At 43.5% G+C, this 25,974-nt stretch carries 26 protein-coding genes and 1 pseudogene; 22 read left to right on the forward strand and 5 right to left on the reverse strand.

Annotation, left to right across the window (positions count from 1 at the left end; genetic code table 11):
* The first annotated feature begins 7 nt into the window (after window positions 1-7).
* Genes F4V51_RS05255 through arsC form a run of 3 tightly spaced genes read left to right on the forward strand, consistent with a single transcriptional unit; the run spans window position 8 to window position 2,198 of the window.
* Window positions 8-337, forward strand: coding sequence for an ArsR/SmtB family transcription factor (locus tag F4V51_RS05255; RefSeq protein ID WP_153977152.1), 330 nt, complete (start codon window positions 8-10; stop codon window positions 335-337).
* Complete coding sequence (locus F4V51_RS05260; protein WP_153977153.1) at window positions 334-1,770, forward strand: arsenic transporter; 1,437 nt, start codon at window positions 334-336, stop codon at window positions 1,768-1,770. Before F4V51_RS05255 ends, F4V51_RS05260 begins: the two co-directional genes overlap by 4 nt.
* Before the next feature lie 2 nt (window positions 1,771-1,772).
* Complete coding sequence (arsC, locus tag F4V51_RS05265; protein WP_024634603.1) at window positions 1,773-2,198, forward strand: arsenate reductase (thioredoxin); 426 nt, start codon at window positions 1,773-1,775, stop codon at window positions 2,196-2,198.
* Window positions 2,199-2,341: 143 nt separating this feature from the next.
* Here the strand turns inward: arsC and F4V51_RS05270 are convergent, their stop codons facing one another.
* Window positions 2,342-3,304: a substrate-binding domain-containing protein gene (locus F4V51_RS05270; protein ID WP_153980573.1), complete on the reverse strand. Its 963-nt coding sequence runs from the start codon at window positions 3,302-3,304 to the stop codon at window positions 2,342-2,344.
* Window positions 3,305-3,576: 272 nt separating this feature from the next.
* On the opposite strand from F4V51_RS05270, the gene F4V51_RS05275 reads away from it, so the two are divergent.
* The 8 genes and pseudogenes from F4V51_RS05275 (at window position 3,577) to F4V51_RS28995 (ending at window position 8,759) form a co-directional block, all read left to right on the forward strand.
* Window positions 3,577-4,083, forward strand: coding sequence for a GNAT family N-acetyltransferase (locus tag F4V51_RS05275; RefSeq protein WP_153977154.1), 507 nt, complete (start codon window positions 3,577-3,579; stop codon window positions 4,081-4,083).
* A gap of 528 nt (window positions 4,084-4,611) precedes the next feature.
* A complete protein-coding gene (locus tag F4V51_RS05280) occupies window positions 4,612-5,097 on the forward strand; it encodes an RNA polymerase sigma factor (RefSeq protein WP_153977155.1) in 486 nt (161 codons plus the stop codon).
* Window positions 5,094-5,780, forward strand: a complete 687-nt coding sequence (locus F4V51_RS05285; RefSeq protein WP_153977156.1) for a zf-HC2 domain-containing protein — start codon at window positions 5,094-5,096, stop codon at window positions 5,778-5,780. The genes F4V51_RS05280 and F4V51_RS05285 overlap by 4 nt, the downstream gene beginning before the upstream one ends.
* 82 nt (window positions 5,781-5,862) lie before the next feature.
* On the forward strand, window positions 5,863-6,411 hold the full coding sequence (locus F4V51_RS05290; protein ID WP_153977157.1) for a hypothetical protein: 549 nt from the start codon (window positions 5,863-5,865) through the stop codon (window positions 6,409-6,411).
* 74 nt (window positions 6,412-6,485) lie between these two features.
* Window positions 6,486-6,686: a hypothetical protein gene (locus F4V51_RS05295; protein WP_153977158.1), complete on the forward strand. Its 201-nt coding sequence runs from the start codon at window positions 6,486-6,488 to the stop codon at window positions 6,684-6,686.
* Between the two features lie 261 nt (window positions 6,687-6,947).
* Window positions 6,948-7,514 (forward strand): annotated as a pseudogene (locus tag F4V51_RS05300) (sigma-70 family RNA polymerase sigma factor).
* Complete coding sequence (locus F4V51_RS05305) at window positions 7,504-8,007, forward strand: DUF3600 domain-containing protein (protein ID WP_153977159.1); 504 nt, start codon at window positions 7,504-7,506, stop codon at window positions 8,005-8,007. Before F4V51_RS05300 ends, F4V51_RS05305 begins: the two are co-directional and overlap by 11 nt.
* Window positions 8,008-8,249: 242 nt before the next feature.
* Window positions 8,250-8,759: a hypothetical protein gene (locus F4V51_RS28995; RefSeq protein WP_227779591.1), complete on the forward strand. Its 510-nt coding sequence runs from the start codon at window positions 8,250-8,252 to the stop codon at window positions 8,757-8,759.
* Between the two features lie 365 nt (window positions 8,760-9,124).
* Here F4V51_RS28995 and F4V51_RS05315 read toward each other — a convergent pair whose 3' ends face one another.
* Window positions 9,125-10,771, reverse strand: coding sequence for an RNA polymerase sigma factor (locus F4V51_RS05315; protein WP_162009898.1), 1,647 nt, complete (start codon window positions 10,769-10,771; stop codon window positions 9,125-9,127).
* A 529-nt stretch (window positions 10,772-11,300) separates the two neighbouring features.
* Here F4V51_RS05315 and F4V51_RS05320 point away from each other — a divergent pair.
* The 4 genes from F4V51_RS05320 to F4V51_RS05335 all read left to right on the forward strand — a co-directional run bounded on the left by F4V51_RS05320 (window position 11,301) and on the right by F4V51_RS05335 (window position 16,054).
* Window positions 11,301-12,455, forward strand: a complete 1,155-nt coding sequence (locus F4V51_RS05320; RefSeq protein WP_153977161.1) for a stalk domain-containing protein — start codon at window positions 11,301-11,303, stop codon at window positions 12,453-12,455.
* 472 nt (window positions 12,456-12,927) lie between these two features.
* Window positions 12,928-14,376, forward strand: coding sequence for an amidohydrolase family protein (locus F4V51_RS05325; protein WP_153977162.1), 1,449 nt, complete (start codon window positions 12,928-12,930; stop codon window positions 14,374-14,376).
* 258 nt (window positions 14,377-14,634) lie between these two features.
* Window positions 14,635-15,522 (forward strand): LysR family transcriptional regulator, encoded by an 888-nt coding sequence (locus F4V51_RS05330; protein WP_153977163.1) that lies wholly within the window; start codon window positions 14,635-14,637, stop codon window positions 15,520-15,522.
* A 94-nt stretch (window positions 15,523-15,616) separates the two neighbouring features.
* On the forward strand, window positions 15,617-16,054 hold the full coding sequence (locus F4V51_RS05335; RefSeq protein ID WP_167301685.1) for a rhodanese-like domain-containing protein: 438 nt from the start codon (window positions 15,617-15,619) through the stop codon (window positions 16,052-16,054).
* A 212-nt stretch (window positions 16,055-16,266) separates the two neighbouring features.
* Here F4V51_RS05335 and F4V51_RS05340 read toward each other — a convergent pair whose 3' ends face one another.
* Together F4V51_RS05340 and F4V51_RS05345 are read right to left on the reverse strand one after the other, a co-directional pair.
* Window positions 16,267-18,006: an exosporium glycoprotein BclB-related protein gene (locus F4V51_RS05340; protein ID WP_153977164.1), complete on the reverse strand. Its 1,740-nt coding sequence runs from the start codon at window positions 18,004-18,006 to the stop codon at window positions 16,267-16,269.
* Between the two features lie 45 nt (window positions 18,007-18,051).
* A complete protein-coding gene (locus F4V51_RS05345) occupies window positions 18,052-18,399 on the reverse strand; it encodes a hypothetical protein (RefSeq protein WP_153977165.1) in 348 nt (115 codons plus the stop codon).
* Between the two features lie 209 nt (window positions 18,400-18,608).
* On the opposite strand from F4V51_RS05345, the gene F4V51_RS05350 reads away from it, so the two are divergent.
* The 3 genes from F4V51_RS05350 to F4V51_RS05360 all read left to right on the forward strand — a co-directional run bounded on the left by F4V51_RS05350 (window position 18,609) and on the right by F4V51_RS05360 (window position 20,526).
* The gene (locus F4V51_RS05350) at window positions 18,609-18,821 is read left to right on the forward strand and encodes a hypothetical protein (RefSeq protein ID WP_201281183.1); all 213 of its coding nucleotides are present in this window, start codon (window positions 18,609-18,611) and stop codon (window positions 18,819-18,821) included.
* A 34-nt stretch (window positions 18,822-18,855) separates the two neighbouring features.
* The gene (locus F4V51_RS05355) at window positions 18,856-19,821 is read left to right on the forward strand and encodes a helix-turn-helix transcriptional regulator (RefSeq protein WP_153977166.1); all 966 of its coding nucleotides are present in this window, start codon (window positions 18,856-18,858) and stop codon (window positions 19,819-19,821) included.
* A 72-nt stretch (window positions 19,822-19,893) separates the two neighbouring features.
* Entirely contained in the window at window positions 19,894-20,526 is a 633-nt protein-coding gene (locus tag F4V51_RS05360; RefSeq protein ID WP_153977167.1) for a type 1 glutamine amidotransferase family protein, read from the forward strand.
* Window positions 20,527-20,669: 143 nt separating this feature from the next.
* On the opposite strand, the gene F4V51_RS05365 is transcribed toward F4V51_RS05360, so the two are convergent.
* Window positions 20,670-21,431 (reverse strand): leucine-rich repeat domain-containing protein, encoded by a 762-nt coding sequence (locus tag F4V51_RS05365; RefSeq protein WP_162009899.1) that lies wholly within the window; start codon window positions 21,429-21,431, stop codon window positions 20,670-20,672.
* Between the two features lie 266 nt (window positions 21,432-21,697).
* On the opposite strand from F4V51_RS05365, the gene F4V51_RS05370 reads away from it, so the two are divergent.
* The 4 genes from F4V51_RS05370 (at window position 21,698) to F4V51_RS05385 (ending at window position 25,972) form a co-directional block, all read left to right on the forward strand.
* Window positions 21,698-21,928: a hypothetical protein gene (locus F4V51_RS05370; protein ID WP_153977169.1), complete on the forward strand. Its 231-nt coding sequence runs from the start codon at window positions 21,698-21,700 to the stop codon at window positions 21,926-21,928.
* Between the two features lie 385 nt (window positions 21,929-22,313).
* Window positions 22,314-23,957 (forward strand): ABC transporter substrate-binding protein, encoded by a 1,644-nt coding sequence (locus F4V51_RS05375; protein WP_153977170.1) that lies wholly within the window; start codon window positions 22,314-22,316, stop codon window positions 23,955-23,957.
* A 42-nt stretch (window positions 23,958-23,999) separates the two neighbouring features.
* The gene (locus F4V51_RS05380; RefSeq protein ID WP_153977171.1) at window positions 24,000-24,995 is read left to right on the forward strand and encodes an ABC transporter permease; all 996 of its coding nucleotides are present in this window, start codon (window positions 24,000-24,002) and stop codon (window positions 24,993-24,995) included.
* Window positions 24,992-25,972: an ABC transporter permease gene (locus tag F4V51_RS05385; RefSeq protein WP_236146698.1), complete on the forward strand. Its 981-nt coding sequence runs from the start codon at window positions 24,992-24,994 to the stop codon at window positions 25,970-25,972. Before F4V51_RS05380 ends, F4V51_RS05385 begins: the two co-directional genes overlap by 4 nt.
* Window positions 25,973-25,974: the final 2 nt, after the last annotated feature.

Here is a 25,974-nt window from a genome sequence, read left to right on the forward strand (position 1 = left end):
TGTACATATGGAACAAAGAATTCAGGAGATGGCTGAGGCGTATAAGTTATTGGCTGATAAAACACGTTTGACCATCATTGCGCTACTTCAGGAACAGGAACTTTGTGTATGTGATATCACAGACATTATTGGCATGTCACAACCAAACGCCAGTCAGCATCTTCGAAAACTAAAGGCAGCCGGTCTCCTTAATGAAAAGAAAAAAGGGCAGTGGGTGTACTACTCTCTTCATCCAGATGCAGAAGCCTATGTTCAGTGTGTGTATCCGTATCTGCCATCGATGAAAGATAAAATAGCAGGATTGAAAAACTGCTGCGGTCCGCAGGAGGAAGCATGACCATCATCGCGATAGTAATCTTTTTGCTTACACTGACGTTTGTGATTTGGCAACCTAAGGGGCTTAATATTGGATGGTCAGCGTCTGCTGGAGCTATCCTTGCACTTCTTTTTGGAGTCGTCAGTCTATCCGATGTAGGTGCGGTCACAGGAATCGTATGGAACGCCACACTTGCATTCGTAGCCATTATCTTAATTTCGCTGATTTTAGATGAAATTGGATTTTTTGAATGGGCTGCACTACACATGGCAAGGCTCGCAAGAGGTAATGGCAAGCTGATGTTCGTTTATGTTGTGCTGCTTGGGGCAGGGGTGGCAGCGTTCTTTGCGAATGACGGTGCCGCACTAATCTTAACGCCTATCGTGCTTGCTATGGTCCGAGCGCTCAAATTTGATCAAAAGATGATTTTACCTTTTATCATCGCAAGTGGTTTTATTGCAGATACAACTTCACTTCCGCTCGTTGTGAGCAATCTCGTCAATATCGTTTCTGCCGATTACTTTGGTATTGGCTTTGTGGAGTACGCAAGTCGTATGATTGTTCCGAATTTCTTTTCAATATTGGCAAGTCTTCTGGTCCTGTTCTTGTTCTTTAGAAAGAGTATTCCAGAGAACTACGAAGTCAGTCAGCTCAAAAAGCCAGCAGAAGCGATCAAGGATAAGAAACTGTTCAACATATCATGGGTGATTTTGGCCGTGCTCCTGGTGGCGTACTTGATGAGTGAGTTCATTCAAGTTCCGGTGTCTGTTATCGCCGGAGTGATTGCCATCTTGTTTATTTTAGCTGCAAGGCGGAGTCACGCTATTCAAACCTGGAAGCTCATCAAAGAGGCTCCATGGGCAGTCGTGATTTTTTCAATCGGTATGTACGTCGTCGTTTATGGACTGCGAAATGTGGGATTGACGGATGAACTTGGGAAGGTCATCCAGGTTATTGCCGACAAGGGGCTATACCTCTCCACACTTGGTATGGGCTTCCTGGCTGCGATATTGTCTTCGGTAATGAACAATATGCCGACAGTAATGATTGATGCACTTGCTATTGATGGAACCAGCACGCAAGGTGTCATCCGGGAATCACTGATTTATGCCAATATTATCGGCAGTGACTTGGGTCCAAAAATCACACCGATCGGATCGCTCGCCACACTTTTGTGGCTGCATGTACTGTCCCGGAAGGATGTAAAGATAACGTGGGGAAGTTATTTCAAAATCGGGATTGTGCTTACCATTCCGACGCTCATTATCACGTTAACAGGACTGTATTTGTGGCTGCACTTGATTCATTCAACTAACATAAACGTATGGTTGATGATTGCCGTAATCACCGTAGCATTGGTAGTTATCTCTATGATCATAAAAACGTTAATTAACTCGAAAATGGACGAAGCGAAAATACAAATAAGTCAAACCAAAGATAAAGGAGATCAATAATCATGAACAACAAACCACTTGTTTACTTTTTGTGTACAGGAAATTCTTGCAGAAGCCAAATCGCTGATGGATTTTTAAAAGCACTTGGTAGTGACAAATATGAGGTGAGAAGTGCTGGATTAGAGGCGCATGGCTTAAATCCTCGTGCTGTTCAAACGATGAAAGAAGCCGGAATCGATATTTCGAATCATACATCCGATGTGATTGATCCTGAGATTTTAAAACAAGCAGACTATATCATCACGCTTTGTGGTCATGCCAACGATAATTGTCCAGTTGTACGTAATGACAAAGCCGAAAGATGGCACTGGGGCTTCGATGATCCAGCCAAGGCGACAGGTACAGAGGAAGAAATCACAGCTACATTCGCTGAGGTCCGCGATTCAATTAAAGCTCGAATCGAGCAGTTCTTGAAAGAAGGTAAGTGACATGGATCAAGCCGAAATATAAGAAATATACTTAAACAAGGCCTTTAATCATTAAGCCAACGAGAAATTTTAGTTGAAAAGCCATGAGTAGTCTGCGGATCAGCAGGCTGCTTATTTTTTTGCGTTAACAAACGTTAGTTTTGTTATACGGTGAGTCGTTCAACTAATTTAACTGCTATTTCTTCGCATGAAAGAACTTCATTACTAATTGCCCGAAGTAATAACTTTCTTCCCATTTCCACTAGAGGTATTTCAATTGTAGTAATATTCATAATTTTAGCTATTGGTTGATTGTCAAACCCTATAACTGCCAGGTCACCTGGTATTAAAATTCCCTTTTCCTTACTACATGTAACTATTCCTGCAGCGACTTGGTCGTTTGAAACTAATAAAGCTGAGGGAGGATTATTCATATATAATAATTTTTCAACAATCTCCTGCCCATCCTCGAAATCATAATTGTCTGAGAAAATAGTTTTAGATTCAAATGGTTCGTTGAGCTTTTTTAAAAAATCCCTATAGGCTGTTATCCTTTGCACACCGTTTGTTCCCGCTTTTCTCCCCACGCAAATGCCAATCTTTCTATGACCTTTAGAATACAAATACTCTAAACCCTTGGAGAAACTTTTATAATGATCCATATATACTGAAGAAACTTTTCTGTCTCCCGTATTTTCACAGAAGATGATTGGACCATAATCTAAATAGGTATCTATCACATCCCATTTGCAAATTCTGGAACATATGATCAAAGCGTCGATTTGCTTTTGTTTTAACATATCTAAGGCTTCAATTTCCCTATTTTCTTCATAATTAGTCTGGAACAAAACCATCTTATAGTTAGAATTCAATGCCTCGTTTGCGATACCCTCGACGATCAAAGCAAAAAATGGATGATTAAAAAATGGGATGGCAACACCGATAAGAAAGGTTTTTCCTTTACTTAAATGGACGGCATTTATGTTTTTTTCATATTTGCTTATCTCAATAGCTCGTCTAACCGCTTCTATTTTTTCTAAGCTTACATACGGCTGATTATTAATTACACGGGATACGGTTGTAATTGAGACGCCGGCCATTTTTGCGATATCTCTTATGTTTGCCATTTGTTCTCCTTTCAAATTTTTTGCGCTTGCTCTGAAACGCTTTCCATAATCTAAACTTTTATCAATATGTATAAAAAGTTTAGGAGGTACTTGTATGGTTATCATGTTGGGCTTATTGAGTTTAATCTCTATGTGTGCTTGTATATTAATTTTAGCATCATTAGCTATATCACTACATGAAAAAAAGTCGGAAATGGATAACAAATATGACCCTTTCAGTCATTTCTTTGAAGTATATAATGGAAAATAATTTTATGAAATGAGGAAGAAAAATGAACGATAAAAAAGTAACTCTACATGCTTTTGAAACAGATTACATTAAAGAGCTGCACCACTGGTTGAATGACTCCGTATCTATTTCCATGGTTGGAAGAACTCCATTGACCTATGAGCAAACTGTCAAACATGTGGAGGGAAAACGTCAAGACGGAGATCTTTTATTAGCTATAAAAAATGAAGAAAAGGGTCTCATTGGATGGGTTTTTCTTCAAAATATAGAACTTGAACATGGTAGAGCAAGTATCGGTATCTTGTTAGCTCCAGAAGCGCGTGGACAAGGTTATGGAGCACCTGCTATGAAGCAAATGATTGACATTGGCTTTAAGCAGCTACGTTTAAATAAAATTTACTTAACAACTAGAGGAGTTAATGAACAAGCTATTCGTTTGTATAAGAAAGTGGGATTTGTTGTGGAAGGGGAGTTAAGGAAACATGCTTTTTTTGAGGGGGAATTTCATAATACATATATTATGGGAGTTTTAGCGTCGGAATGGGATTGAGTTTTTTGTGTTCAGACATGGGTACTTTAAGCACATATCCAATAGTTGAGTTACTCGTTAAAAGTGAGCTGTATCCAATTGATAGACGCCATCTAGCAATTAGGGTGGTTCATTGAAGCTTTATAAGCAGAATAGAAGGTTATGAAGGACACTTGGCCCACTATGAGAGCGAAATTCGATTTGTAGCAGATCATTACAATGATTGGATTAATAATTAAGTATTCTGCTGACAGGCAGGATAGTTGAATAAAAGGGGTAGAATAACAGTGTAATAAATCTGTTTGTAAGGAGATCATAAGAAGCACACTCTAACAAATACTAGATAAAAAAGAGTGACTTACTCTGAAAAAAATTTAAATAAGAATATAATCGCAATGAATAGAAATTAAGTGAAAAGGGCCAGATTATGGTCCTTTTTTAGTGTATCTTTTTTGCAACCTATTGGCAGTCACAACTCAGAAAAAATATATATATAAAATTGTAACAAATCGTTTGTTTTGCTGTCTTATTACTGAAGGTGGTGAACAATTGGCGGACTTGAGAAGAATTTATGATCAGTACTTTCAAGAAGTGTATTGTTTTGCTTTATCCTTAAGCCGGAATAAGCTGATCGCGGAGGAAATTACGCAAGAAACTTTTTTTAAAGCGTTGAAGAATATAAATCAATTTAGAGGCGAATGCAGCATTAAAGTTTGGTTGTGTCAAATTGCTAAAAACAACTACTTTACGTATTTGCAAAAGCAAAAAAAGTTGCAGACAGAGGAACCGCTAGCAATAACTAATGATTTTGATATTGAAAATAAACTAATTGACAAAGCAGAATCCCTACACATCCACAAATTGTTGCATAACTTGGATGATCCATACAAGGAAGTATTTATGTTAAGAGTCTTCGGAGAGTTATCCTTCAACCATATAAGCCAAGTTTTTGGTAAAACGGAAAGCTGGGCTAGAGTCACTTTTCACCGAGCGAGGAACAAGTTGCAAGATTTGCTGAAGGAGGAAAAGAATTGAGTAAACTACCATGTGATATTGTAAGAGATTTATTGCCTCTTTATTATGATGATGTATGCAGCACAGCCACAAAAGAAGATATTGAAGCACATATTAATACATGTTCAGATTGCAAGCTGACGCTGGAAAAATTGAAAGAGCAAGAGTATCTTTCCCTTGAAAATATTGAGAGAAATATGATTGAGGGAAATGGACTTAAAAGTATTGCAGCGTTTTGGGACCGATCAAAGGCAAGGGCATTTGCTAAGGGAGTATTAGTTGCTATTTCTATTTTTTCTCTACTAATCTTGGGGTATATAGGCCTTACCCAATGGAATATTGTGACTGTACCTACCGAGGTAATACGAATAACGGATATAAGCCAGTTGAGTGACGGAAAAATTGTATATCATGTAAAAATGACGGATGGGTACAATGTAAACCAAATTAATTATAAGGTGAATAGTGATGGGGATGTATATATGGTACCCGTTCGTCCTCTTATTAGATCTAAACAATATTATCAAATTGGACTAGCCAATAAGTATGACTTTGTTAACCTTGAACAAATAAGAGCCAATCAAGGTGTTGAAATTCGAGCCGTATATTATGGGTCGCCTAAGGAACCTATCCTCATTTGGAAAAAGGGCGCCGAGTTGCCGGTCGCAAGTGATACGGTAGAAGCCCTGTTTCAATTCGACTAACAAAAGAAGGTAGCAAATCAACGTGATTAGCTACCTTTGTTCAACAAACTGGCTAATTAGTTCTAAAACGGAGGGGAACACATTGCATAATATGATAAATAAAAGACAATTTATTGAGATGACAGTTAAAGATCAGCATTCTGTAATATTTAAAGTTAATAATCAAAATGAATTTTTCCGTGGTGTTTCTAAAGAATTAAATGAGGGCTATCTATTTGTTGAAACAGAAGAAGGTAAAAACACTAAATTTAAAATGGATGACATCATTGAGATTTATGTTATCAAATCTTCATCTTCAAAGCATTGTGCTATCCAATCCCACAGTTTGATGAAAGGTAGCAAGGATGACCTTGAAGATCTTGTACTCCAGTTTGAAAGTTTAAATGACGATGTAAAGAAACAAATTACCTCTTCTTTATCAAAAGTGCTTGGTAAACAAGTGAACATTTCGAAAATGGATATCACTTCATACAATTTAACTGAAATTGAAATGATTGCTAACATGATAAATGAATATATACTTACTATTAAAACATTGGATATTCGTTCCGAATTACTCGAATTATATAACAATATGGATTTACCTCAAAAGACTTGTTTTGGGAAAGGGCTAAATCACGATCGAGAATAAGTTAAGAGAGGAAAATTATAAACGCTAAAGTAGTATGCGGGAACTGTCAAAAATCCCTGGGAGGTGAGTATGTGATGGAATTAATTAAAAATGTTCTATTAGGTTTAGTAGTTTTTGTTGTTGGATTTTTCATTATTATTTTTCTTACAGACTCCGATCTTGAAGCTGAACTTACATATTATGCTGCCATAGCATATGCACTTTTATACTTAGCCAGTGTTATATCGGTCTGCACCGCGGTACTCCTTAAAAAAATGACTCAATTAAAAAAGTGAAGCTACACATTAAGTTATCGGGAGACTTTAGATCAATAAAGATAGCGAGGCAGTTGGTCAATAACGATCAACTGTTTTTTTGTTGAAGGACAGTTTACACAGCCTAGCTATGTTTCTTCCATATACACCTTGTTTCCGCAGAGGAACAGCTTTGACAAAGAAAAGCTAATGTTAAGGCTATTGAAAAAGTTTTTTCTTCTACTGAACCTTTTCCCGCACGGGAGCGAAATAAGATTTGTATCACGTTCAGGAGGGGCCCCCATGAATGATAAAGAGTTAATTCAATGGCTTGAAAAAGCAATACTTGGTGATGAGTCAGCTTTCCAGCTGGTCTATCAGGCTACTCACCAAGATGTCTATCGGACCGTTGCTTTTCTCGTCTACAACAAACAGGACATTGAGGAAATTGTGAATGAAGTTTATATGCACATGTGGCGGTCATATCAGAAATAAGACCCTAACCGACCATTCCGGTTTTGGTTGCACGGGATCACTGTCCATCTTGTACAGGATTGGAAAAGAAAGACCTGGAGACGAATTCGCCTTTTTGAACGAAATCGCCAGATGACTTGTGAACAACAGTTCGATTGGACGGACAAAGTCGTCTTGCAGTCCGAAACGCAGCATGAGCTCTTTAGCCTTGTCCGCCAGTTATCGTACAAACTACGTGTGGTCGTCATCCTGCGCTATTTTCACGATTATACCTTGGAAGAAATTGCGGACATGTTGCAGATCCCCGTTGGCACAGTTAAATCCAGGCATCATCTAGCACGGAAAGAACTTCGGAAACGATATGAAATGACAGGAGGAGACGTGTATGTCCATTGACAAAGAGTTGAGTGATGAACTTCGCCAGGTGGCGGATTCGATGCACTGCCCACCCGAGTTGTATGGACGTGTACGACAGTCCTATCAAAACTATGTAAATGAGAAGAGAGGTAGATCTCCAATGAAAAAACGTATACTCACAGGTATTGCTGCAGTAGCAATCCTCATTCCGTCAGCTGCATTTGCAGCTTCCTATTTGGCCGATGATATTTTTGGTTCTTCTTCGACCATTGAACAGAAAGGGGGGACACAAGAAGACTATCAAGAGATTGAAGGAATGCTTCAGGCAGCAAAAGGCAAGCTCACGGAAGATGAGTTTAAAGAATATATGGAACTGACCAAGCAGTTGATGGTATTGAAGTTGAAGATCACTGATGAAAATGGGGTCAGTCATGAGGAAAAATTGACCCTAAAAGAGCAGCAGCAATTTGAACAACTAGCCTCCAAGCTGTCCCCGTATTTCGAGAAGATTAACGAAACGGTCAAGCCGTAATAATGAAAGCAGGGACCCGTCTTAATCTAGCATTCAACTAACGTAAAAACGAGAGCTAAGAAAACCAAGAAAGCAGCTGGTCAAAGTGATCAGCTGCTTTTGTTCAACTAACGAGCAGGTTAGCTCAATGCCATATTGTAAATACAGATGTAACTTTTGTTGACTGTGAGGCGTTGTTAATAACGAGAAACATTTTATAGGTTTTACAATAACTAATTAAGGGATACGAGAGGGTTTAAACTGTGAATAAAAAGGTTCTTATTTTTACTGTTTTATCTTTAACTTTAATAATAGCGACTGTAACTGCCTGTGATTCATCAAGTCCAGCTCAAGAGAATACGTCTAATCCAAAGTCTGGTGAACTATCAAGCAAGTCGGCAAGTACAAACCTTACTAATTCTTTAAGCGAAGAAGAGAATAAACCCTCCCACTACATTGCTTCTGGAGGAGCAACTGTACAACAACCTTTTTCAGTAGATCCGGGATTTGTACGTATAAGACTTCGAATGAAGAACAATAGTAGCCATGAAGTCAATGTTAGTTTAACGCACTTAGATACCAGTAATCTGTATTTCGCTAGAAAAATTGCTGTCGGGGAATCCCTTGATTGGATTAATTTTAATGAAGGTTTCGAACAAGGCATGCTTAATGGAGGTTATGTACTCCAATGGAGTGGTGGTGGTTATAGTGTTGATGGAGAAGTATGGGGATCAGCTGGTTCAGAACCGGAATTTGCTCATCTATCTTATTGACCTAACGGGATACGTTAATGTAACAATATAAAGAAAGCAGCTGATCAATCTGATCGGCTGCTTTTGTTCAACTAACGGGCAGTTTTGCTGAATAGATCTGCTTAGTAGTGGAGCATGTAGCCTCTCAAGGTTGGTTGCGGACAAGAAAGATTAAAAATCATAAAGTAAAGGAGAAATCCGGCAGATACGATTGCGATTAAAAAACTACCCATGACGCACATGCGTCATAGGTAGTTTTTTAATCATTTTCATACGTTCAGGATGGGGGCGTGGTGAAATAGCGATGTCCTAATCACTTCGTTGGAAGTTTTGTGTAAAAATGACCACCACCCGGGAACGGCCATTCTTCGTATTTCTGAACCAACTTACTTGACCGGTCCCATCCAGGTTGAAATCGTCTTCTGCTGGTGCGGCAACGGCGGTTTCAACTTCCCGTTATCGATCAAATGCTTCAAAATATAGGCGACAAGCCGGCCTCCGCCGGTGTTGCCTCTCACCATGTAAGCAAGCTGCGGCTCCAAATGCTTCGGCTGATTTTGCAGGAACAGGTTGAGCATTTTGTCGTAGAGCTTGCCGACAGCAGGCGCATACAGAGCGGACAAATCCGGCATTGCCTTGTTCAACCGATCCAACGTTTGCGGAGAGTCGATCCAAACCGCATTGAACTTGTACCCCTCTTCGGTCTTGCGGATGTACCCCTTCTCCAGCAGAAACGAATATTGCTCGGCGTTCTCTTCGTTGTCGGGCAGTTCCCCTTGTTGGAACGCATGACAAATCTCGACATTCCGGTATTCCAGGAAACGCCAATCCATCTCGCGGTCGCTCCAGTGCGTATTGAATTGCCACAAGTATAGGGGAGTGTCTTCGACGTAGCGGAGCGACGGACCGAAGGTGACGTAACTACTCATATCAAAACCCGGATCGGTATAGTGGCTCCGATTCAACGCTGCATAGGCAATATACTGACCTCCGTCCTTTCGTATTGGTGCGACCGCGTCGAAGTTTTCGCCCGCAGGCATGCTCCGCCAAGATTGCTCCTCGACGTTCTTGGGCAGCAAGGTCCAGAGCAGGAAGTTATAGTCGCCGTCCGGAACGTACACTCCGCTATCCTCAACTTGCCGGCGAACTTCCATTAACGCGTCAAAATGAACATCGGCCACTTCGGCAGCGCAATCTTGCCAGAATTGATGACCGGCTACGGCCAATTCGAAGAGGTCCCAGATGATGGTGTTGCTTTGATATTTGCCGGGAGAGGTTTGGATGAGAAAATTGTAATCGGCCAGGTGCCGGACTTCGTCTTCCAACAAAGACGGCGGCATACCCAGTTCCTCCGCGATTTGATGTACGGTCCGCGCCTTGTGATAAGCCGCGTAAACGATATTTTGCGCCAAGGCGCGTCCAAGAAAATCGTTGGTTTCGCCCAAACTGCCGGCCGAACCGGAATGGCCCATTTCCCCCATGCTGACCGGATTGACACTTAAAGTTCCTGTTGTACGCATACGTTTCATCCCTTTCCGTAACTTCTTTTTAGCCTCGCTCAAATGCCACTTCACCGTGCCGACAGGAATGTTCAGAGCAATCGCGATATCGCCAATTTTAAGCTCATCGTAGTAATGCATGACCACGATCCGGCGATGGATGTCGGACAGAAACGCCACTTCTCGGCGCAGCTCGCGTGAAGCTTCGGTTGCCAGCAGACGTTCAAGCGGTTCCCGGGAAGGGGCGGCAGACAGTTCAGACATGCCGTTGATTTCGATCGCTTGGGGAGCATGCGCACGTTTTTTCAACCAATTCACCCAAGTGTATCGAGCAACCGTCCAGACGTAAGCGTCAAGGCTTCTAATGTCCCGAATCCCAGAGAAGGATTTCAACAACTGCAGCATAATCTCCTGAGCCAGATCCTCTGCCTCGGCCCGGTGCTTGACCCGGTTTAACGCAAAACCGAAAATCGGTTTGACATAGCTCCGAATCGCTTCAGCGGCTTCTTTTCCGTTATTACGAATTGAATCCATTTTTTCCTCCATATTTGCATCTGTAATTCCTGACAATTATATAGTGTGCCAGGCGAAATAAAGGTTGGGATTTTTTTTTTTATAAAATTGGACGTCCTACTGAATCACTTATACATATGTAATTACAAACTTCATGAGTAGGTCACTTAAATGGTTAAAGAGACGTTATGAACTTTTTGTTAAAGAAGATGAAGATTACTCCCTTTTAGTATATAGAGATACTTCTTTTCCGTTCAACTATGGGAGGATACAAACTAGGAGCACGAGCCGAAGTTCTTCTACGGGTACTTGGTGTGCTCCTTTGTTCCGTAGTTAACCAGGCGTGGTCTCGACTAAATGCTTAATAGAGGTTCATTAAACTAACGGGAAACGTTAGCCCATAACAACAAGAAAGCAGCTGATCATTGTGATTGGCTGCTATTATTCAACTATTTACATGACTCTTCAATACAACTTTTCTTTGGAAACTGCGTCTTAATTCAAGCAACTAATGGCTAGTTTATACAGGGATTGGAGAGGAAGGGTCAGAATGAAGAAATATCTTGCTGGATTATTAATTATTTTTGTCCTATGTTTGGGCTTACCAGGACAGGCTTACATGGAGGCGTCTAACCAACAGCCTTTGGCTTTTGAGGATCTCAATCTAGAACAAGCGCTTAAGTCATTATTGAATAAAAACGACGATGAATCCCTAACCAAAGAGGATCTAGAGTCACTGACCGACGTTCCTTTAGCAGGTAAAGGAATTAAGAGTTTGCAGGGGTTGGAGTATGCGGCCAATGTGACGACTTTGGATTTGAGTGACAATCAAATTGAGGATATTAAGCCCCTTGGGAAGTTAACGAAGTTGACAGATTTATCGTTATCAAGGAACCAATTAAATGATCTTTCAGCGCTAGCGGGACTAGTGAATCTGAATACGTTGTCCATAAGTTCTAACCAGATCACAGATCTAAAGCCGCTAGCAGGATTGGTTAATCTTTGGAGACTCGATGCTGCGAATAATAACATCAAAGATCTTGCTCCGTTATCTAAATTAACTAACTTACTTTCTCTGGATGTATCATCTAACGAGATCTATGATTTGGAGCCGTTGAGAAATCTTCAAAGATTGTCTTACCTCTATTTGAAAAACAATCGAATCTGGGATTTAGAGCCGCTCCAACAACGTGGTTTTTTACCGTATTATGATACGGGTGCATTCATTGAACCACTTGCACTGCAAAATAACTATTTAGATGTAACCAAGGGATCGAAAACATATAAATTATTTGTGAAAATGGCGGGAAATGAGTTGCCTGGCGGTCAGCGTAAGACACAGCGCTTGGTGATTGGCAGCACAACAGCTTATGTGGGAGACAGTGCTTATCGTATTACCGCAGCGCCATTTATTCAGACCGGACGTACCTATGTGCCGATCCGTTTCATCTCCGAGAAGCTTGGGGCAGCCGTGAATTGGAACCAGAGTACCAAAGAGGTAACGATTAAGAAGGATGGTAAAACGATTCGCTGGGTTGTAGGGAACAGGCAGGTAAAAGTAAACCAGCAAACGGTAATGCAAGATGCTCCTTTACTTCTGAAGAACGGCAGTGCGTTCGTTCCTGTTCGTTTTGTGGCGGAGCAGTTAAATACTTCCGTTGAATATATGGGAAGCAAGCACATGGTCGTGATTTTCAAAAATTAATCAGCATAATGAAATTACAAAATAATATTTGAAGATAAGGACGCAATGACCATGCTTCAAAACAAGAGTAGAATTAGACCGTCATTACATTAACGGGAAACGATAGCGTTAAAACTAAGAAAGCAGCTGATCAATATGATCCGCTGCTTTTATTCAACTAACGGGCAGATTAGTTTAATGATGAACGGCTAATAGTAATTGATTATGGTCGGGAGGTTGTTTTTTCTATTGATGTTCTTTCAGATGAAAGATGCAAGGTTGAGAGAAACGTTGTATACCATCGGACTTAACATTTTCCAAAACTCAAAACCCAAATTCTAATGCATCATTTAAAGCGTCTACAGTTGAATATAAATTTCTTGCACCCATTCTAATGTAAGTTTTTTGTAAGGATTCATTAATAAAAAAGCAGGATCTGTACTTTACTATCAAATTATACCCAATAAGATTCATAACTACGAGGAGGATAAAGATGAGTTTGTTGAACAAAAATCGTTATTTAGGGAAGCCGCTATTAGGATTTATGGCATTATTAATTCTATTAACAGGATGTACAGATCCCAATGATACAAACAAGGAGACTGATCCTAGTCAGACGCTGGTGATTCAGCATGCGACGATAGTGGACGTAAGGTCCGGCAAGTTAGTCAATAATCAGACGATTACCATTACGAAAAATAAGATCACTCACATTGGAAACAGTGAGGACGTGGACATTCCCGATTTGGCACAGGTCAGGAATGCTAAAGGACAATATGTCATTCCTGGATTGTGGGACATGCACGTGCATCTGGAAGAAAATTATAAAAATGCTTTCCCACTCTTTTTGGCTAACGGAGTGACTGGAGTAAGGGAGATGGGGGCAGCGCTCACAAACGTCGATCAGTGGAACAAGAGTATTCAGGCTGGTATGACAGCTCCACGTCTTGTCTATGCAGGTTTGACCTTAAATGGAGGGCCGGCTGATGAAGCCCCTCACATGCTTTACTTAAAAACAGAGGAAGAAGCGCGCGAAGCCGTACGTCACAATGCGGAGATAGGCGCAGGTCATATCAAGGTATACTCCTGGTTGCCACGTTCTTTGTTTTTGGCAGTCATGGATGAATCCAAAAAGTTTGGTTTACCAGTAGTCGGTCATTTACCAGTGGAGGTGCGCGCCAGTGAAGCTGTTCAACTGGGATTCAAGAGCATCGAACACTTGCATGGTTTGTTTATCGGAACTTCGAGCATCGAGGACGAACTTTTCGAAAATGCCGATATGAGCGATTTGCTTGGTTATTCGTTTGCGGAGATAGAGGCATCTCAACATTATGATTCTGAAAAGGCAGACAAGCTGTTCCGTACTTTCAAAGAAAAGGAAGTATGGCCTGTCCCGACGATGGTTACCTATTATAATATGGCGAAAACTGAAATTGACAAGCGATCCAAATACGTACCGACTGCTGTACAGGAGTACTGGACTGAAGTGATTCGCGCCACTCCTCCTGAACAAACGGAATTAATGACGGCTATAAATTCCACAACGCCAGGCATGGTCAAAAAGTTAAACGATGCCGGAGTACCGATGCTTGCAGGTACCGATTCCAGCTACGAGATGACTAACTTTATATACGGCGTTTCCTTGCACGATGAACTCGAAATGTTAGTGAAAAGCGGACTTACCCCGTTGCAGGCATTGCAGACGGCAACGCTGAACCCCTCCCGATATTTGGAGAGAGAGCAGGAGCTAGGAACTGTAGAGGAAGGAAAGCTAGCTGATCTCGTACTGCTAGACAAGAACCCGCTGGAGGACATTCGAAACACGACAAGCATATCAGCGGTTGTCTTAGATGGGAAGCTAATGGAGAAGCAGACTTTAGACCAATCGGTTAAAACATATCCTGTGATACAGGTTGCCGATACAAAAAGAGAATCAGAATGATCCAGGTCACAGGTTAGTTAATAAAAATTAATGGTTTTTAAAGCTTGTGGGTTACTTAGAATGTTGTTCTACTAATCGACTAATTTCCGCAAAGTTGTCAGCACTTCAAGCTCCCTATCCGCGGTTCGCTTTACATCTGATTCTCCTCAAAGTTATCGATAGTTATGAATAGGTAAGATCATTAATTTTGATGTTTCAATTGTCATAACCGAGAGTTCATGATAGAGTATCGGGAACTTGCAAAGGTGGGGGATACTAGTGGAACTAACTTATTTGAAAACCTTTCGGGAAGTGGCGAAGTGGGGAAGCTATACGCGAGCCGCGGAAACACTTGGATATGCACAGTCCAGCATCACAACTCAGATTCAGAAGCTGGAGGAAGCTTACGGGGTCGTTCTCTTAGAACGTTTTGGCAGAGGAATGAAACTAACGTTGGCTGGCGAAACGCTGTTGCAATACGCCAACGATATACACAGACTGCATGAAGAGTCCAAAGAAGTCGTATCCAAACAATCCAAGGGAAAACTGTCCATAGGAACTATCGAGACATTGGCTGCCTTCTGCCTTCCGCCATATCTTCAAAAGTATCGTGGAGAATATCCTGGTATCAATGTGATTATCCAGCCTGGTAACGAACCTTATATTATTGAGTCAGTCAAAAGTGGCGAACTAGACATAGGGATCATTTTGGATCCTCCATTTAAGGATCCCGATCTTCACTGCGCAATTTTGAGAGAAGAGCCGTTAGTTTTTATCACGAATCCTGATCATAAACTAGCTTGTCGAAGTGAAGTCCACATTGAAGATCTTGAGGGTGAATCGTTGATTATGACAGAAGATGGCTGCACTTACCGGGCCATGCTTCTCAATGTTTTGAAAGGGAACCAAGTGAATTACAGTCTTTCCTACGAATTCGGCAATCTGGAAGCAATCAAGCAGTGCGTCATTTACGATCTTGGTATTGCCTTGCTGCCGCGTATAGCGGTTACCGAGGAAATCCGTAAGGGCCAAATTGTCGCTATTCCTTTCGTCCATCCGGAGTGTAACTTTTATACGCAACTCATATATTCTAAAAAGAAGTGGAAGTCCAAAGCTTTTCAAGGTTTCGTGGATTTGATCAGTGGAACCAATTATCAATATGATTGAAGTATCTTATAGATTTCTATCGATAACTCCATGGTTAGAGGCTGTGTTACATTGATTGCAAGAAATCAAATCAGCCCCCTTGGAGGTAACCCAAATGACAAATCCAACCCGATATTCCCTTGTCTTAGAGACGCCTGCTCCTTCGCCTGAGAACATTCATCGGCATTTCATGAACAAGCTTGCCGTAGAAACGGACGTCTCAGATGTAAAGCACGATATGACGCATGGTCTCAATGACTTTGTACTCATCGACGTCAGAAGCGCTATTGCTTATGGAGAGTGCCATATCCCGGGAGCTCTTAGTCTTCCTTCCAACACAATCAGCGAAGCAACAACGGCGTCTTTGCCCAGAGATAAGGTCATCGTCGTCTACTGCTGGGGACCGGCTTGCAATGGCGCCAGCAAAGGAGCAGCCCGCTTATCCCGTCTGGGTTTTCAGGTGAAAGAAATGCTTGGAGGCATGGAGTACTGGCGTAAGGAAGGAAACGAGGTAGAGGGTACGCTTGGCACTTCAGCATGCATGATCGGGTAAGCTCATGAACAAACAATCAAAACGAAAAGTTCAATGAACGCGAAACGATAACTGAATAAATATGTAGTAAGCAGCTGATCCATATGATCGGCTGCTTTTGTTCAGCAAGCAGGCCAAATAGACCACTTGAGTGCTCATACATAGATAGAGACCCCCGCCATGAACTGCGAAGGGTCTCTGTATCTTGATTAAATTTGAAACTGAACTCTAGGTTAAGTGATGCTAAGTCCGCCGCTTGCATATCCAGCCAACGTTGTAGCCACATCAATTCCCGCTGTTACCGATGCCGAGAACACCATAAGCAGGCGGTCACCGGCAGTTACCGGAATGCTCAATCCTGTTGTCAATCCGCTGGTTATTGTTCCGAGTGCCAAGACACCGGTCAATGAAGGCGTCAAGGTTACTACAGCACCCGGTACGGCCGTAAAGGAGTTATTTGGTGTGGTAGATCTGAATAGTTGTGCAGTTATGGTTATGGTAGATCCAACCAAGCTTAGTCCAGCTGTCGTACTGAAATAAGCGGCCAGTGAAGTAATCGTTCCTGCACGGGATGCGGAGAAAGCAAAGTTTAGCAAGGTGCCTGCGGCGCCTGTGAGGTCAATGATTCCTCCGTTGACACTTACACCTGAAGCACTGTTACCAAATCCAACTAAACTGGAGGTATTCAAAAGCCCCCCTAATACGGTAGTCAGCGAAACTGGAAGTCCGGACGCATAAGGAATGATGGCGCCAGCACCTGCCGCTCCAGTAGCCCCCGTAGAACCTGGAGCCCCTGTTGCGCCTGTGACACCAGTAGCCCCCGGAGCCCCCGTTGCACCTGTGACACCAGTAGAGCCTGGAGCCCCCGTCGCACCTGTGACACCAGTAGAGCCCGGAGCCCCCGTCGCACCTGTGACGCCGGTAGAACCTGGAGCTCCCGTTGCACCTGTGACCCCGGTAGAGCCCGGAGCCCCCGTTGCACCTGTGACCCCGGTAGAGCCCGGAGCTCCCGTTGCACCTGTAACACCGGTAGAGCCCGGAGCCCCCGTTGCACCTGTGACACCAGTAGCCCCTGGAGTCCCCGTCGCACCTGTGACACCAGTAGAGCCCGGAGCCCCCGTTGCACCTGTGACACCAGTAGAGCCCGGAGCCCCCGTTGCACCTGTGACACCAGTAGCCCCCGGAGTCCCCGTTGCACCTGTGACACCAGTAGCCCCCGGAGAGCCTGTTGCACCTGTGACACCAGTAGAGCCCGGAGCCCCCGTTGCACCTGTGACACCGGTAGAGCCCGGAGCCCCCGTTGCGCCTGTGACACCGGTAGCCCCCGGAGAGCCCGTCGCACCTGTGACACCAGTAGCCCCCGGAGAGCCCGTCGCACCTGTGACACCAGTAGCCCCCGGAGTCCCCGTTGCACCTGTGACACCAGTAGCCCCCGGAGTCCCCGTTGCACCTGTGACACCAGTAGAGCCCGGAGCCCCCGTCGCACCTGTGACACCGGTAGCCCCCGGAGAGCCCGTCGCACCTGTGACGCCGGTAGAACCTGGAGCTCCCGTTGCACCTGTGACACCGGTAGCCCCCGGAGCCCCCGTTGCACCTGTGACACCGGTGAGGCCTGGAATATCACCCAGCAATTCGGAAGAGACCAAGCGATGGGCAGTTACTAAAGAGCCTGTGCTGCTCTTACCCCAGACGGATACCTGTATAGGATCATTAACCGTCGTGGTTGTTGTAAAGGTAAACTCGAACGAATCAAAGTTTGCAAAATAATTGTTGGTTACTACTTGATTGGGGGCGATGTCAAAGGACTCACTGACATACAGAACTCTCAATCCACCATTCATGTAATACCCCTGTATTTGTACGGATGATGCTGTCACATCGCTGCGGTTATCGATTCTGATGGTAACTGTTTGAGTCGGTCTTACACCGTTCACAGCGTTATTTTCTATTGGCCCTGTCGATAAAAAGCTCATCGCCACATCTCCTTCTTTTGAGCAGATTTATCTGCCAGACTTTTCTTAACTGTTTTTTTCGTGTTCTACTACACGATGGGCATCAACCAATTGTCCAGAGGCTTGTTTGCCCCACACTGAAATCCCTACTTGCTCTGCACCTTCCGTGCTTGTTTCAAAAACAAACTCATAAGCATCTAAATCCGCAAAATAGTTTCTGGTCAATGCTTCGTTAGGGGCGATACTGATTACTTCGCTCACATACAGTGTTCTTGTTGTGCTAAGCACATACCCCTGGACAGATACAGTTAGAGAGTCCGCAGCACGATTGGCCAATCTAATCGTAACCTGTTGTGTCGGTCTAACCCCGGAAACGGGATTGTTTTCAATCGGCCCAGTTGATAAAGTAGCCATTTTTCCCATCCCACCTTCTATAACCTCATACTCTAGCGGTAGTTTTCATTAAGCTAAATACAGTAATATTCAGACACTAAACAAGCGGTGTGGATGAAACACAGGGTCAGTTCATCCATTGTTAATCTTCCTTAAGCTATTAAGCAGAATAGCTGCATGATGTGTTAGTCTAAATATTGGTAAAATTGATTTAACGGAGGCCATCAGAATTGTCCATAATATTTCCTGACATCGTTACAGATCGGTTGAAGCTGGTTGTTCTTACCCTAGATGATGCAGAAGACATCATAAGATTTCATCTGGAGGATACGGGTTGTCGCTGGGGGATTTTCAGCAAAACCGATGCGAAATTAATTGGAACTCGTGGCTTCTATTGCTGGGTTCTGACCTTATTCAACAGCTCTCTGGAGAACATGTTTTAAACTAACAAGAGAATTTATATGGGGGTGGAATGACATGCCTAAAATAGACAACATGCTAGCCATTCTATGGATGCTTCGATCAGGTGAAAAAATTACAGCAAAACAAATTTCAGAAAAGTTAGAGATGAATATAAGGACTGTATATCGTTATATCGATACCATTTCAACAAGTGGTGTACCTATCATTTCAGAACCAGGACATAACGGTGGATACACTTTAATGAACAATTTTATTGAGGCTCCTCTTTTTTTTGATTTTGAGGAGCAAACTTCACTATTTCATGCTGCAGTTTTTGCAGAAGAAGCCGGATATTATGGAGGTGAAGCATTAAATAGGGCCATTTCAAAACTAAGTAAATACTCCAATCAAGAGCAGGAAACCAAGATAAACCAACATTTAACTAGTCTTGAAGTCATAAGTCGATTAAGTTCACCCTCTATGCAGCCTTTTTTGAAGGAGTTGGAGCAGGCCGTGGCAGACGGGTACTCAGTAAAAATTCTCCACCATAAAAGTGGAGGAAAGCAAACACATGATAGATTGGTTGATCCGTACAGACTTATCTATTGGAATAATAAGTGGTATGTGATTGGATTTTGTCATCTTAGGAGTGATATCCGTAGTTTTAGAGTAGATCGAATTGAAGATCTAATGTTAACCGAAAATAAGTTTGACCAGCCAGAACATTTTTCAGCACGTGCTTTTTTCATGAAAAATTTTCTTCCAACCATAGAAGATAAGGAAGAGATTATTTCTTTGGTTATTCAAGGGGATACAAGTGTATTAGCTGATATTTGCCAACATTGGTTTATAGGACATTATTTACAAGAGCGGACTTCTCATCAAGCCGTATTTCATTTTGAGAAAGATATGTTAGATACATATGTTCCTTATTTCCTTTTATCGTACGGTAAATCTATTCGAATTGTTGAGCCCATAAGCCTTAAGAAAAGAATGATTGAAGTTTTGTCGGAATTAATAGATTTTCATCAAAATGGATGACTTCCCTGACGCTAGTTGTCAGTGAAGTCATGTTACAGTTGGCTATATCAATTGGGATTGGAGTGTTATTGGATGCAAACCAAAAAAGTTTATCTATATGTATTTAATACGATGTCGGACTGGGAATATGGATATTTAGTGGCTGAACTAAACTCGGGAAGATATTTCAAAAAAGAGGTAGCACCTTTAAAAGTAATTACAGTAGGAGCTAATAAAGAAATGATTACTACGATGGGAGGACTGAGTATAAAACCAGAGATTTCCCTTAATGAATGTACTCTCGAGAGTGAAGATCTTTTAATTTTGCCAGGAGGGACTACCTGGAATGAAGAAATTCATCAGCCTATCCTGGAAAGAATCGGTCAAGCTTTAGAGCTTGGCACTATTGTTGCTGCCATTTGTGGTGCAACGGACGCTCTTGCGAATAGGGGATACTTAGACACCAGAAAGCATACAAGTAATAATTTGGAATATACTAAAATGGTATGTCCTAATTATAAAGGAGAAAAGTTCTATGAGATGGAATCAGCGGTATCTGATACGAATGTAGTTACTGCATCAGGAATAGCTCCTCTGGAATTTGCGATGGAAGTACTGAAAACATTAGATGTATTTGCACCAGATACATTGCATTCCTGGTATAACCTTAATAAGACTCATAAACCTGAATACTTCTTCGAGTTAATGAATTCAATTAATAGTTGAGCTAAAAATCAATTTAGCAGTGGAAATACGCTCATGTGATTTAATTTGATCCATGTACAAATAAGGTCGTTAATATATAACGGCCTTATTTGTGCTGTATGAAGAGCAGGTTAACTTCGAACTAATGAATTTCTCAAACTAACTTATTTTGATTCATCAGCCTCAGTGATCTCCAGGCTTACAATGACTCCGTTTTTCTCTAGATTTTTTATGACCTGTTCCGCATGCTCATTCAGCGGGTTATTGCCCAAATATACCTCGGTTAAATGAGGTATGGTTTCAAGCACAGCAATATCCTGAATGAGGTTATCTTGCAGATATAGATATTGTAAAGTTGGATGGTTCTTTAATGGTGTCAAATCCTGAATCCGATTATGGTCCATAATGATCCATTCGAGATTCGTCTTCTGAAGTGGCCTTAAGTCCGATACCTGATTTCCGCTGGCAAGCAAACTTGTAAGATTGCGCAAGTTTTTTAAAGGTTCTAGACTTCTTATTTGGTTATCGCTAATTAATAAACTTTCCAAATTGCGTAATCCTGCAAGAGGAGATAGATCTGTAATTTGATTTCCGTCTAAAGACAATAGGTTTATTTTTGTCAGCTTGGAGAGTGGTTTTATATTTTTAATTTGATGGCCAGGTAGGACTAATTCCACTATGTTAACTGCATATTCAAGTCCTTGCAGACTTGAAATCTTACGCTTTGCATCCATTGCATATAGGGATTTTAATTTTTTCAAATGGCTTGCTTTCAGTTCTTTTTTACCCGATAGCTTCAAATCTGTTCGAATGACTTGTGCCAAAACGGGATCCTTAACGAGTGGGGCTGCCAAAATTGTTGTTGTCGGTATTACTAAAAGCATCAAACACAATACGATTAAACTTTTTACAAATGGATTAGGCATAGTAAACTCCTTAAAATTAGTATCTGGATTCATTCTCTGATTTCGGTGATCTCAACTATGTATGATTCATGGCGCTCTCCTTATACGATTTTAATAATAAAAATATACCATGATCTGGAACATATTACCTTGTTATAATATCATAATAATAGCTGGAATCCATTGTACAAAAATAAGTGAGTTTGCAGATATTTTTTGTAGGATGTTTCAATTTGAGTGGCTACCGGTTGAACATCTTTCTTATAAAACTAAGGGAGTGCAGGCACATGGCTGAAGAACCGTTTATTTTTCTAGCGGGTATCATATGTTTTTTCGCTCCAATCTACTTCAGAAGATCAATGATGTCTATTCAAATGATTGCAGGAGTTATTCTATTCTCATGTATTCTGATTTTTCACGAAGATATCCAAGTTAAACTGATTTATCTACTAGCCTTTGTTTGGGTATTTGGTTCACTTAGTGCACTAAGTGAATCCGCAGAGAAGTCAGTAAAGTAGTTATTCAATTCATTGACCACGCTTTGGGAGTATGACATTTGGTAACTTAGGAGTGAAGCCCTCTATATATAGCTCGTCATCCTGTAACTTCATATCCTTATTCAGTTAGACTGATGGTTCATCACCAACAGTCTTTTTTGTTGTCACCTATTCTTACTTATTGATTTGAGAAACTCCATAATTCCAGACCAATTCTTCTGAACACCTTTATTAATGAAAAAATATGGATTTTGAAGTCAACTTTATTGACACGTAATTTTGTTATTGTGCTACAATTGCTAAAAATAGTAACACGAATATGAACTGGAACGAATCTGGTTGGAAGAAATACTGCATCTACTAGAGGAGAGCAAGGGGTCAATTTCAAAAGGGGGAACAGGGAAACATGCACGGGATTTCATGGAGAAAACGTTCAAGTCAGGCAGGGCTTAGTCTTTTACTATTGTGTGCAGTTGGACTCGCAGGATGTACGCAAGGTGCTTCATCGGTTCAGGAGAGTCAGGCACTTGCAGCTTCTCACCCGAGGGATGAGCTGGTGCTTGCGGTAGGCACAGAGCCGGAAGGCGGGTTTGATCCGACAACGGGCTGGGGGCAGTATGGTTCGCCGCTTTTTCAGAGTACTCTGCTAAAAAGGGATGCTAAGCTGCAACTGGTCAATGACCTGGCAACAGATTATTCCGTTAGTGAAGACGGGCTCACATGGACCGTTTCGCTGCGGGATGACGTGAAGTTTTCGGATGGTGAACCGCTGACGGCGGAAGATGTAAAGTTCACATTTGAAACAGCGGCCAGCAGCGGATCGGTGATTGATTTGACAAATATGGCCAAAGTGCAGGCCCCCGATTCAACAACGGTCGTCTTTACATTGAAGTCTCCGCAGTCCACGTTTATCAGTATTCTGACTACACTTGGAATTGTGCCTGAACATGCCTATGGCTCCGATTATGCTGAGCATCCTGTCGGCTCCGGCCCGTACAAGCTGGTGCAGTGGGATAAGGGACAACAGGCCATTGTGGAAGCAAACGAGCAATACTACGGTCAAAAGTCTGCATTCCGCAAACTGACATTTCTCTATCTGGACGAGGATGCAGCCTTCGCGGCAGCCCAAGCGGGTTCAGTCGACATTGCAGCCATTCCCGCCGCTTTCAGCAAGCAGCAGGTAAGCGGCATGACGCTGGAATCGGTCAAAACCGTGGATAACCGGGGAATCATGTTCCCGATGCAGCCTGCGGGCGGTACTTCTGCTGACGGTTTCCCTGCTGGGAACGATGTGACGTCCGACCTTGCCATCCGCCAAGCGGTGAACGTAGCCATTGACCGTAATGCGTTGGTTGAAGGCGTGCTGGAGGGTCATGGTCGTCCTGCATACTCGGTCAGTGATGATCTGCCTTGGGGTAATCCGGACGCTGTATTTGCAGATGCGGATGTCCAAGAAGCGCAGCGGATACTGACGGCTGGCGGCTGGGCAGATACAGACGGTGATGGCGTGGTGGAGAAAAACGGCATGGATGCCGAGTTCAACCTGCTCTATTTTGCAGGAGATCTGACCAGACAATCCCTTGCCCTTGCTGCTGCGGATATGGCGGCCCAGGCTGGTATCAAAATCAATGTGGAAGGCAAGAGCCGTGAAGAGACGAAAAAGCAGGCTTACGCCAATGCCGTGTTATTCGGATGGGGAAGTCATGACCCGCTGGAAACCTACAATCTGTACAGCAGCACGCACAAGGGGGAGGGATACTACAATGTGGGGCTGTATTCCAACCCGGCGGTGGATAGCTGGATGCAGCAGGCCCTCCAAGCTACGAGTGAAGAAGCAGCCCTTCCGTTCTGGCAGAAGGCAGAGTGGGACGGGAAGACGGGATTCAGCTATCAGGGCGACGCCCCTTGGGCATGGCTGGTCAATATTGATCACCTGTATCTGGTCAAGGATGGCCTGAACATTGGTGAACAACAGATTCACCCCCATGGACATGGCTGGCCGGTGACATCCAATCTGGAGGAATGGTCCTGGGATGACAACTCGAAGTAGGCAATATAGTGCGAGTTCTGACCGACATTGAGGAGAGATGGTATGACAGGCATTCTTGAATGGGGAAGGTATGTTGGGGTGAAGCTGCTGCGACTCCTATCACTGCTGGCAGGAGTCAGCGTGGTGGCTTTTATATTGATGCAGTTCTCGCCTGTGGACCCGATTGAGGCCTACATCGGGGGAGACATGATCAGAGTGAGCGCCGAGCAGCGAAGTCTGATTGAAGAGCGGTGGGGATTGAATGACCCGCCTGCCCAGCGTCTGTTCACCTGGGGACAGGCATTACTCCAGGGTGATCTGGGAACGTCGATGATCTACAGACAGCCGGTTGCGGATATCATTCAGGAACGATTCCTGAATTCTGTCGCGCTTATGGCGGTGGCATGGATTTTATCCGGACTGATTGGCTTCAGTCTGGGTGTAGTCGCAGCAATGAAACGGGAATCCATGCTGGATCGCTTGATCTGCTGGTATTGCTATACGCTGGCTTCCACTCCGGTATTCTGGATTGCCTTGCTGCTGCTTATGGTGTTCGGCGTGTGGCTCGGCTGGCTTCCGGTTGGCTTGGGTGTTCCCGCAGGGATGGCAGCTGATCAGGTGACATGGACAGATCGAGCCATTCATATGGTTCTTCCTGCATTAACCCTGAGTCTGACCGGTGTGGCAGCCATTGCTCTGCATACCCGCCAGAAGCTGCTGGATGTGCTGGACTCGGACTATATACTCTTCGCCAGAGCTAGGGGCGAACGTGGCGTGCAGCTGTTCCGCAGGCATGGGTTCAGACATGTCGTGCTGCCTGCGTTAACGCTGCAGTTTGCTTCATTCAGTGAACTGTTTGGAGGGGCTGTTCTTGCAGAACAGGTATTTTCTTATCCGGGCCTGGGACAGGCCACCGTTCAGGCTGGACTGCGAGGGGATGTGCCGCTGCTGCTCGGACTTGTACTGTGCAGTACGATCTTTGTTTTTACTGGCAATCTGCTGGCAGACATACTCTATCGGTTCATTGATCCGCGGATGAAGGAGGAACTGTTAACATGAAGCAGGAAATGGAGCAGTCCTCCAGACCCATTCGTGCTGTGCCGCGGCTGCGATCGGGCGGATCTGAAGAAACGGAGAAGCGGAATTACGGTAAACGGTGGAGGCGTCAAGCCGAATTGTCTCCAGGCGTGTCTGGATTCGAGAAGCAGCGGAGCTATGCCAACCCGCGCAAACGGGCCTTGATCTGGGGGAGTCTGGCACTCGGCTGGGTTGTTATCGTATGGCTGGCAGGGTTCGTGCTCCCCGCAGAGTCCACGCTAACTTCGTTGAAAGAGCGGAATTTGGCCCCGTTATGGGCACATCCCTTCGGTACGGACTGGTTGGGACGGGACATGTTCATGCGTACGCTGAAGGGATTAACGACCAGCATTCAGGTTGGTTTGCTGGCTGCGTGCGGAGGAGGGATCGTGGCACTCGTGCTGGGATTGATCGCTGCTTCAGGCAAGCTTGCCGACAGGTTGGTTTCATGGCTAATTGATCTGTTCCTGAGTGTACCTCATCTGGTGTCCCTCGTGATGCTGGCCTTTGTCTTCGGTGGAGGCCTGCCTGGTGTGGCTGCAGCCATCGCCCTGACGCACTGGCCGAATCTGGCCCGGATTGTTCGTGCGGAGATGATTCAGCTGAAGTCGGCAGATTATATTCATATTTCCCGCAGGCTGGGCCAATCCCGGTTCAGGATTGCTACACAGCACATGCTTCCTCACTTGGTACCACAGTTGTTCGTGGGTACATTGCTGATCTTCCCTCATGCCATTTTGCATGAGGCTGCAATTACGTTTCTGGGGCTCGGGCTGTCGCCTCAGCAGCCGGCCATTGGGATTATTTTGTCAGAGTCGATGAGATATCTGTCCGCAGGCATGTGGTGGCTTGCTTTTTTCCCAGGGCTGGCGCTGTTATTGGTCGTTCGTGCCTTTGATGTGCTCGGGAACAGTTTTAAAGTGTTGACAGGGACAGGTAGTTCAAGGGAGGGAGGATAACG

This window comes from Paenibacillus xylanilyticus, from assembly GCF_009664365.1.
Classification (GTDB): Bacteria; Bacillota; Bacilli; order Paenibacillales; family Paenibacillaceae; genus Paenibacillus; species Paenibacillus xylanilyticus_A.

Excerpts from the sequence above, each read along its gene's own strand:
- arsC (WP_024634603.1), top strand. The coding sequence starts at position 1,773 with ATGAACAACAAACCACTTGTTTACTTTTTGTGTACAGGAAATTCTTGC.
- F4V51_RS05305 (WP_153977159.1), top strand. The coding sequence starts at position 7,504 with ATGTCCATTGACAAAGAGTTGAGTGATGAACTTCGCCAGGTGGCGGAT.
- F4V51_RS05255 (WP_153977152.1), top strand. The coding sequence starts at position 8 with ATGGAACAAAGAATTCAGGAGATGGCTGAGGCGTATAAGTTATTGGCT.
- F4V51_RS05295 (WP_153977158.1), top strand. The coding sequence starts at position 6,486 with ATGGAATTAATTAAAAATGTTCTATTAGGTTTAGTAGTTTTTGTTGTT.
- F4V51_RS05380 (WP_153977171.1), top strand. The coding sequence starts at position 24,000 with ATGACAGGCATTCTTGAATGGGGAAGGTATGTTGGGGTGAAGCTGCTG.
- F4V51_RS05365 (WP_162009899.1), bottom strand. The coding sequence starts at position 21,431 with ATGCCTAATCCATTTGTAAAAAGTTTAATCGTATTGTGTTTGATGCTT.
- F4V51_RS05340 (WP_153977164.1), bottom strand. The coding sequence starts at position 18,006 with ATGAGCTTTTTATCGACAGGGCCAATAGAAAATAACGCTGTGAACGGT.
- F4V51_RS05385 (WP_236146698.1), top strand. The coding sequence starts at position 24,992 with ATGAAGCAGGAAATGGAGCAGTCCTCCAGACCCATTCGTGCTGTGCCG.
- F4V51_RS05360 (WP_153977167.1), top strand. The coding sequence starts at position 19,894 with ATGCAAACCAAAAAAGTTTATCTATATGTATTTAATACGATGTCGGAC.
- F4V51_RS05320 (WP_153977161.1), top strand. The coding sequence starts at position 11,301 with ATGAAGAAATATCTTGCTGGATTATTAATTATTTTTGTCCTATGTTTG.
- F4V51_RS05375 (WP_153977170.1), top strand. The coding sequence starts at position 22,314 with ATGCACGGGATTTCATGGAGAAAACGTTCAAGTCAGGCAGGGCTTAGT.
- F4V51_RS05315 (WP_162009898.1), bottom strand. The coding sequence starts at position 10,771 with ATGGATTCAATTCGTAATAACGGAAAAGAAGCCGCTGAAGCGATTCGG.
- F4V51_RS05335 (WP_167301685.1), top strand. The coding sequence starts at position 15,617 with ATGACAAATCCAACCCGATATTCCCTTGTCTTAGAGACGCCTGCTCCT.
- F4V51_RS05270 (WP_153980573.1), bottom strand. The coding sequence starts at position 3,304 with ATGGCAAACATAAGAGATATCGCAAAAATGGCCGGCGTCTCAATTACA.
- F4V51_RS05370 (WP_153977169.1), top strand. The coding sequence starts at position 21,698 with ATGGCTGAAGAACCGTTTATTTTTCTAGCGGGTATCATATGTTTTTTC.
- F4V51_RS05345 (WP_153977165.1), bottom strand. The coding sequence starts at position 18,399 with ATGGCTACTTTATCAACTGGGCCGATTGAAAACAATCCCGTTTCCGGG.
- F4V51_RS05275 (WP_153977154.1), top strand. The coding sequence starts at position 3,577 with ATGAACGATAAAAAAGTAACTCTACATGCTTTTGAAACAGATTACATT.
- F4V51_RS05355 (WP_153977166.1), top strand. The coding sequence starts at position 18,856 with ATGCCTAAAATAGACAACATGCTAGCCATTCTATGGATGCTTCGATCA.
- F4V51_RS05260 (WP_153977153.1), top strand. The coding sequence starts at position 334 with ATGACCATCATCGCGATAGTAATCTTTTTGCTTACACTGACGTTTGTG.
- F4V51_RS05325 (WP_153977162.1), top strand. The coding sequence starts at position 12,928 with ATGAGTTTGTTGAACAAAAATCGTTATTTAGGGAAGCCGCTATTAGGA.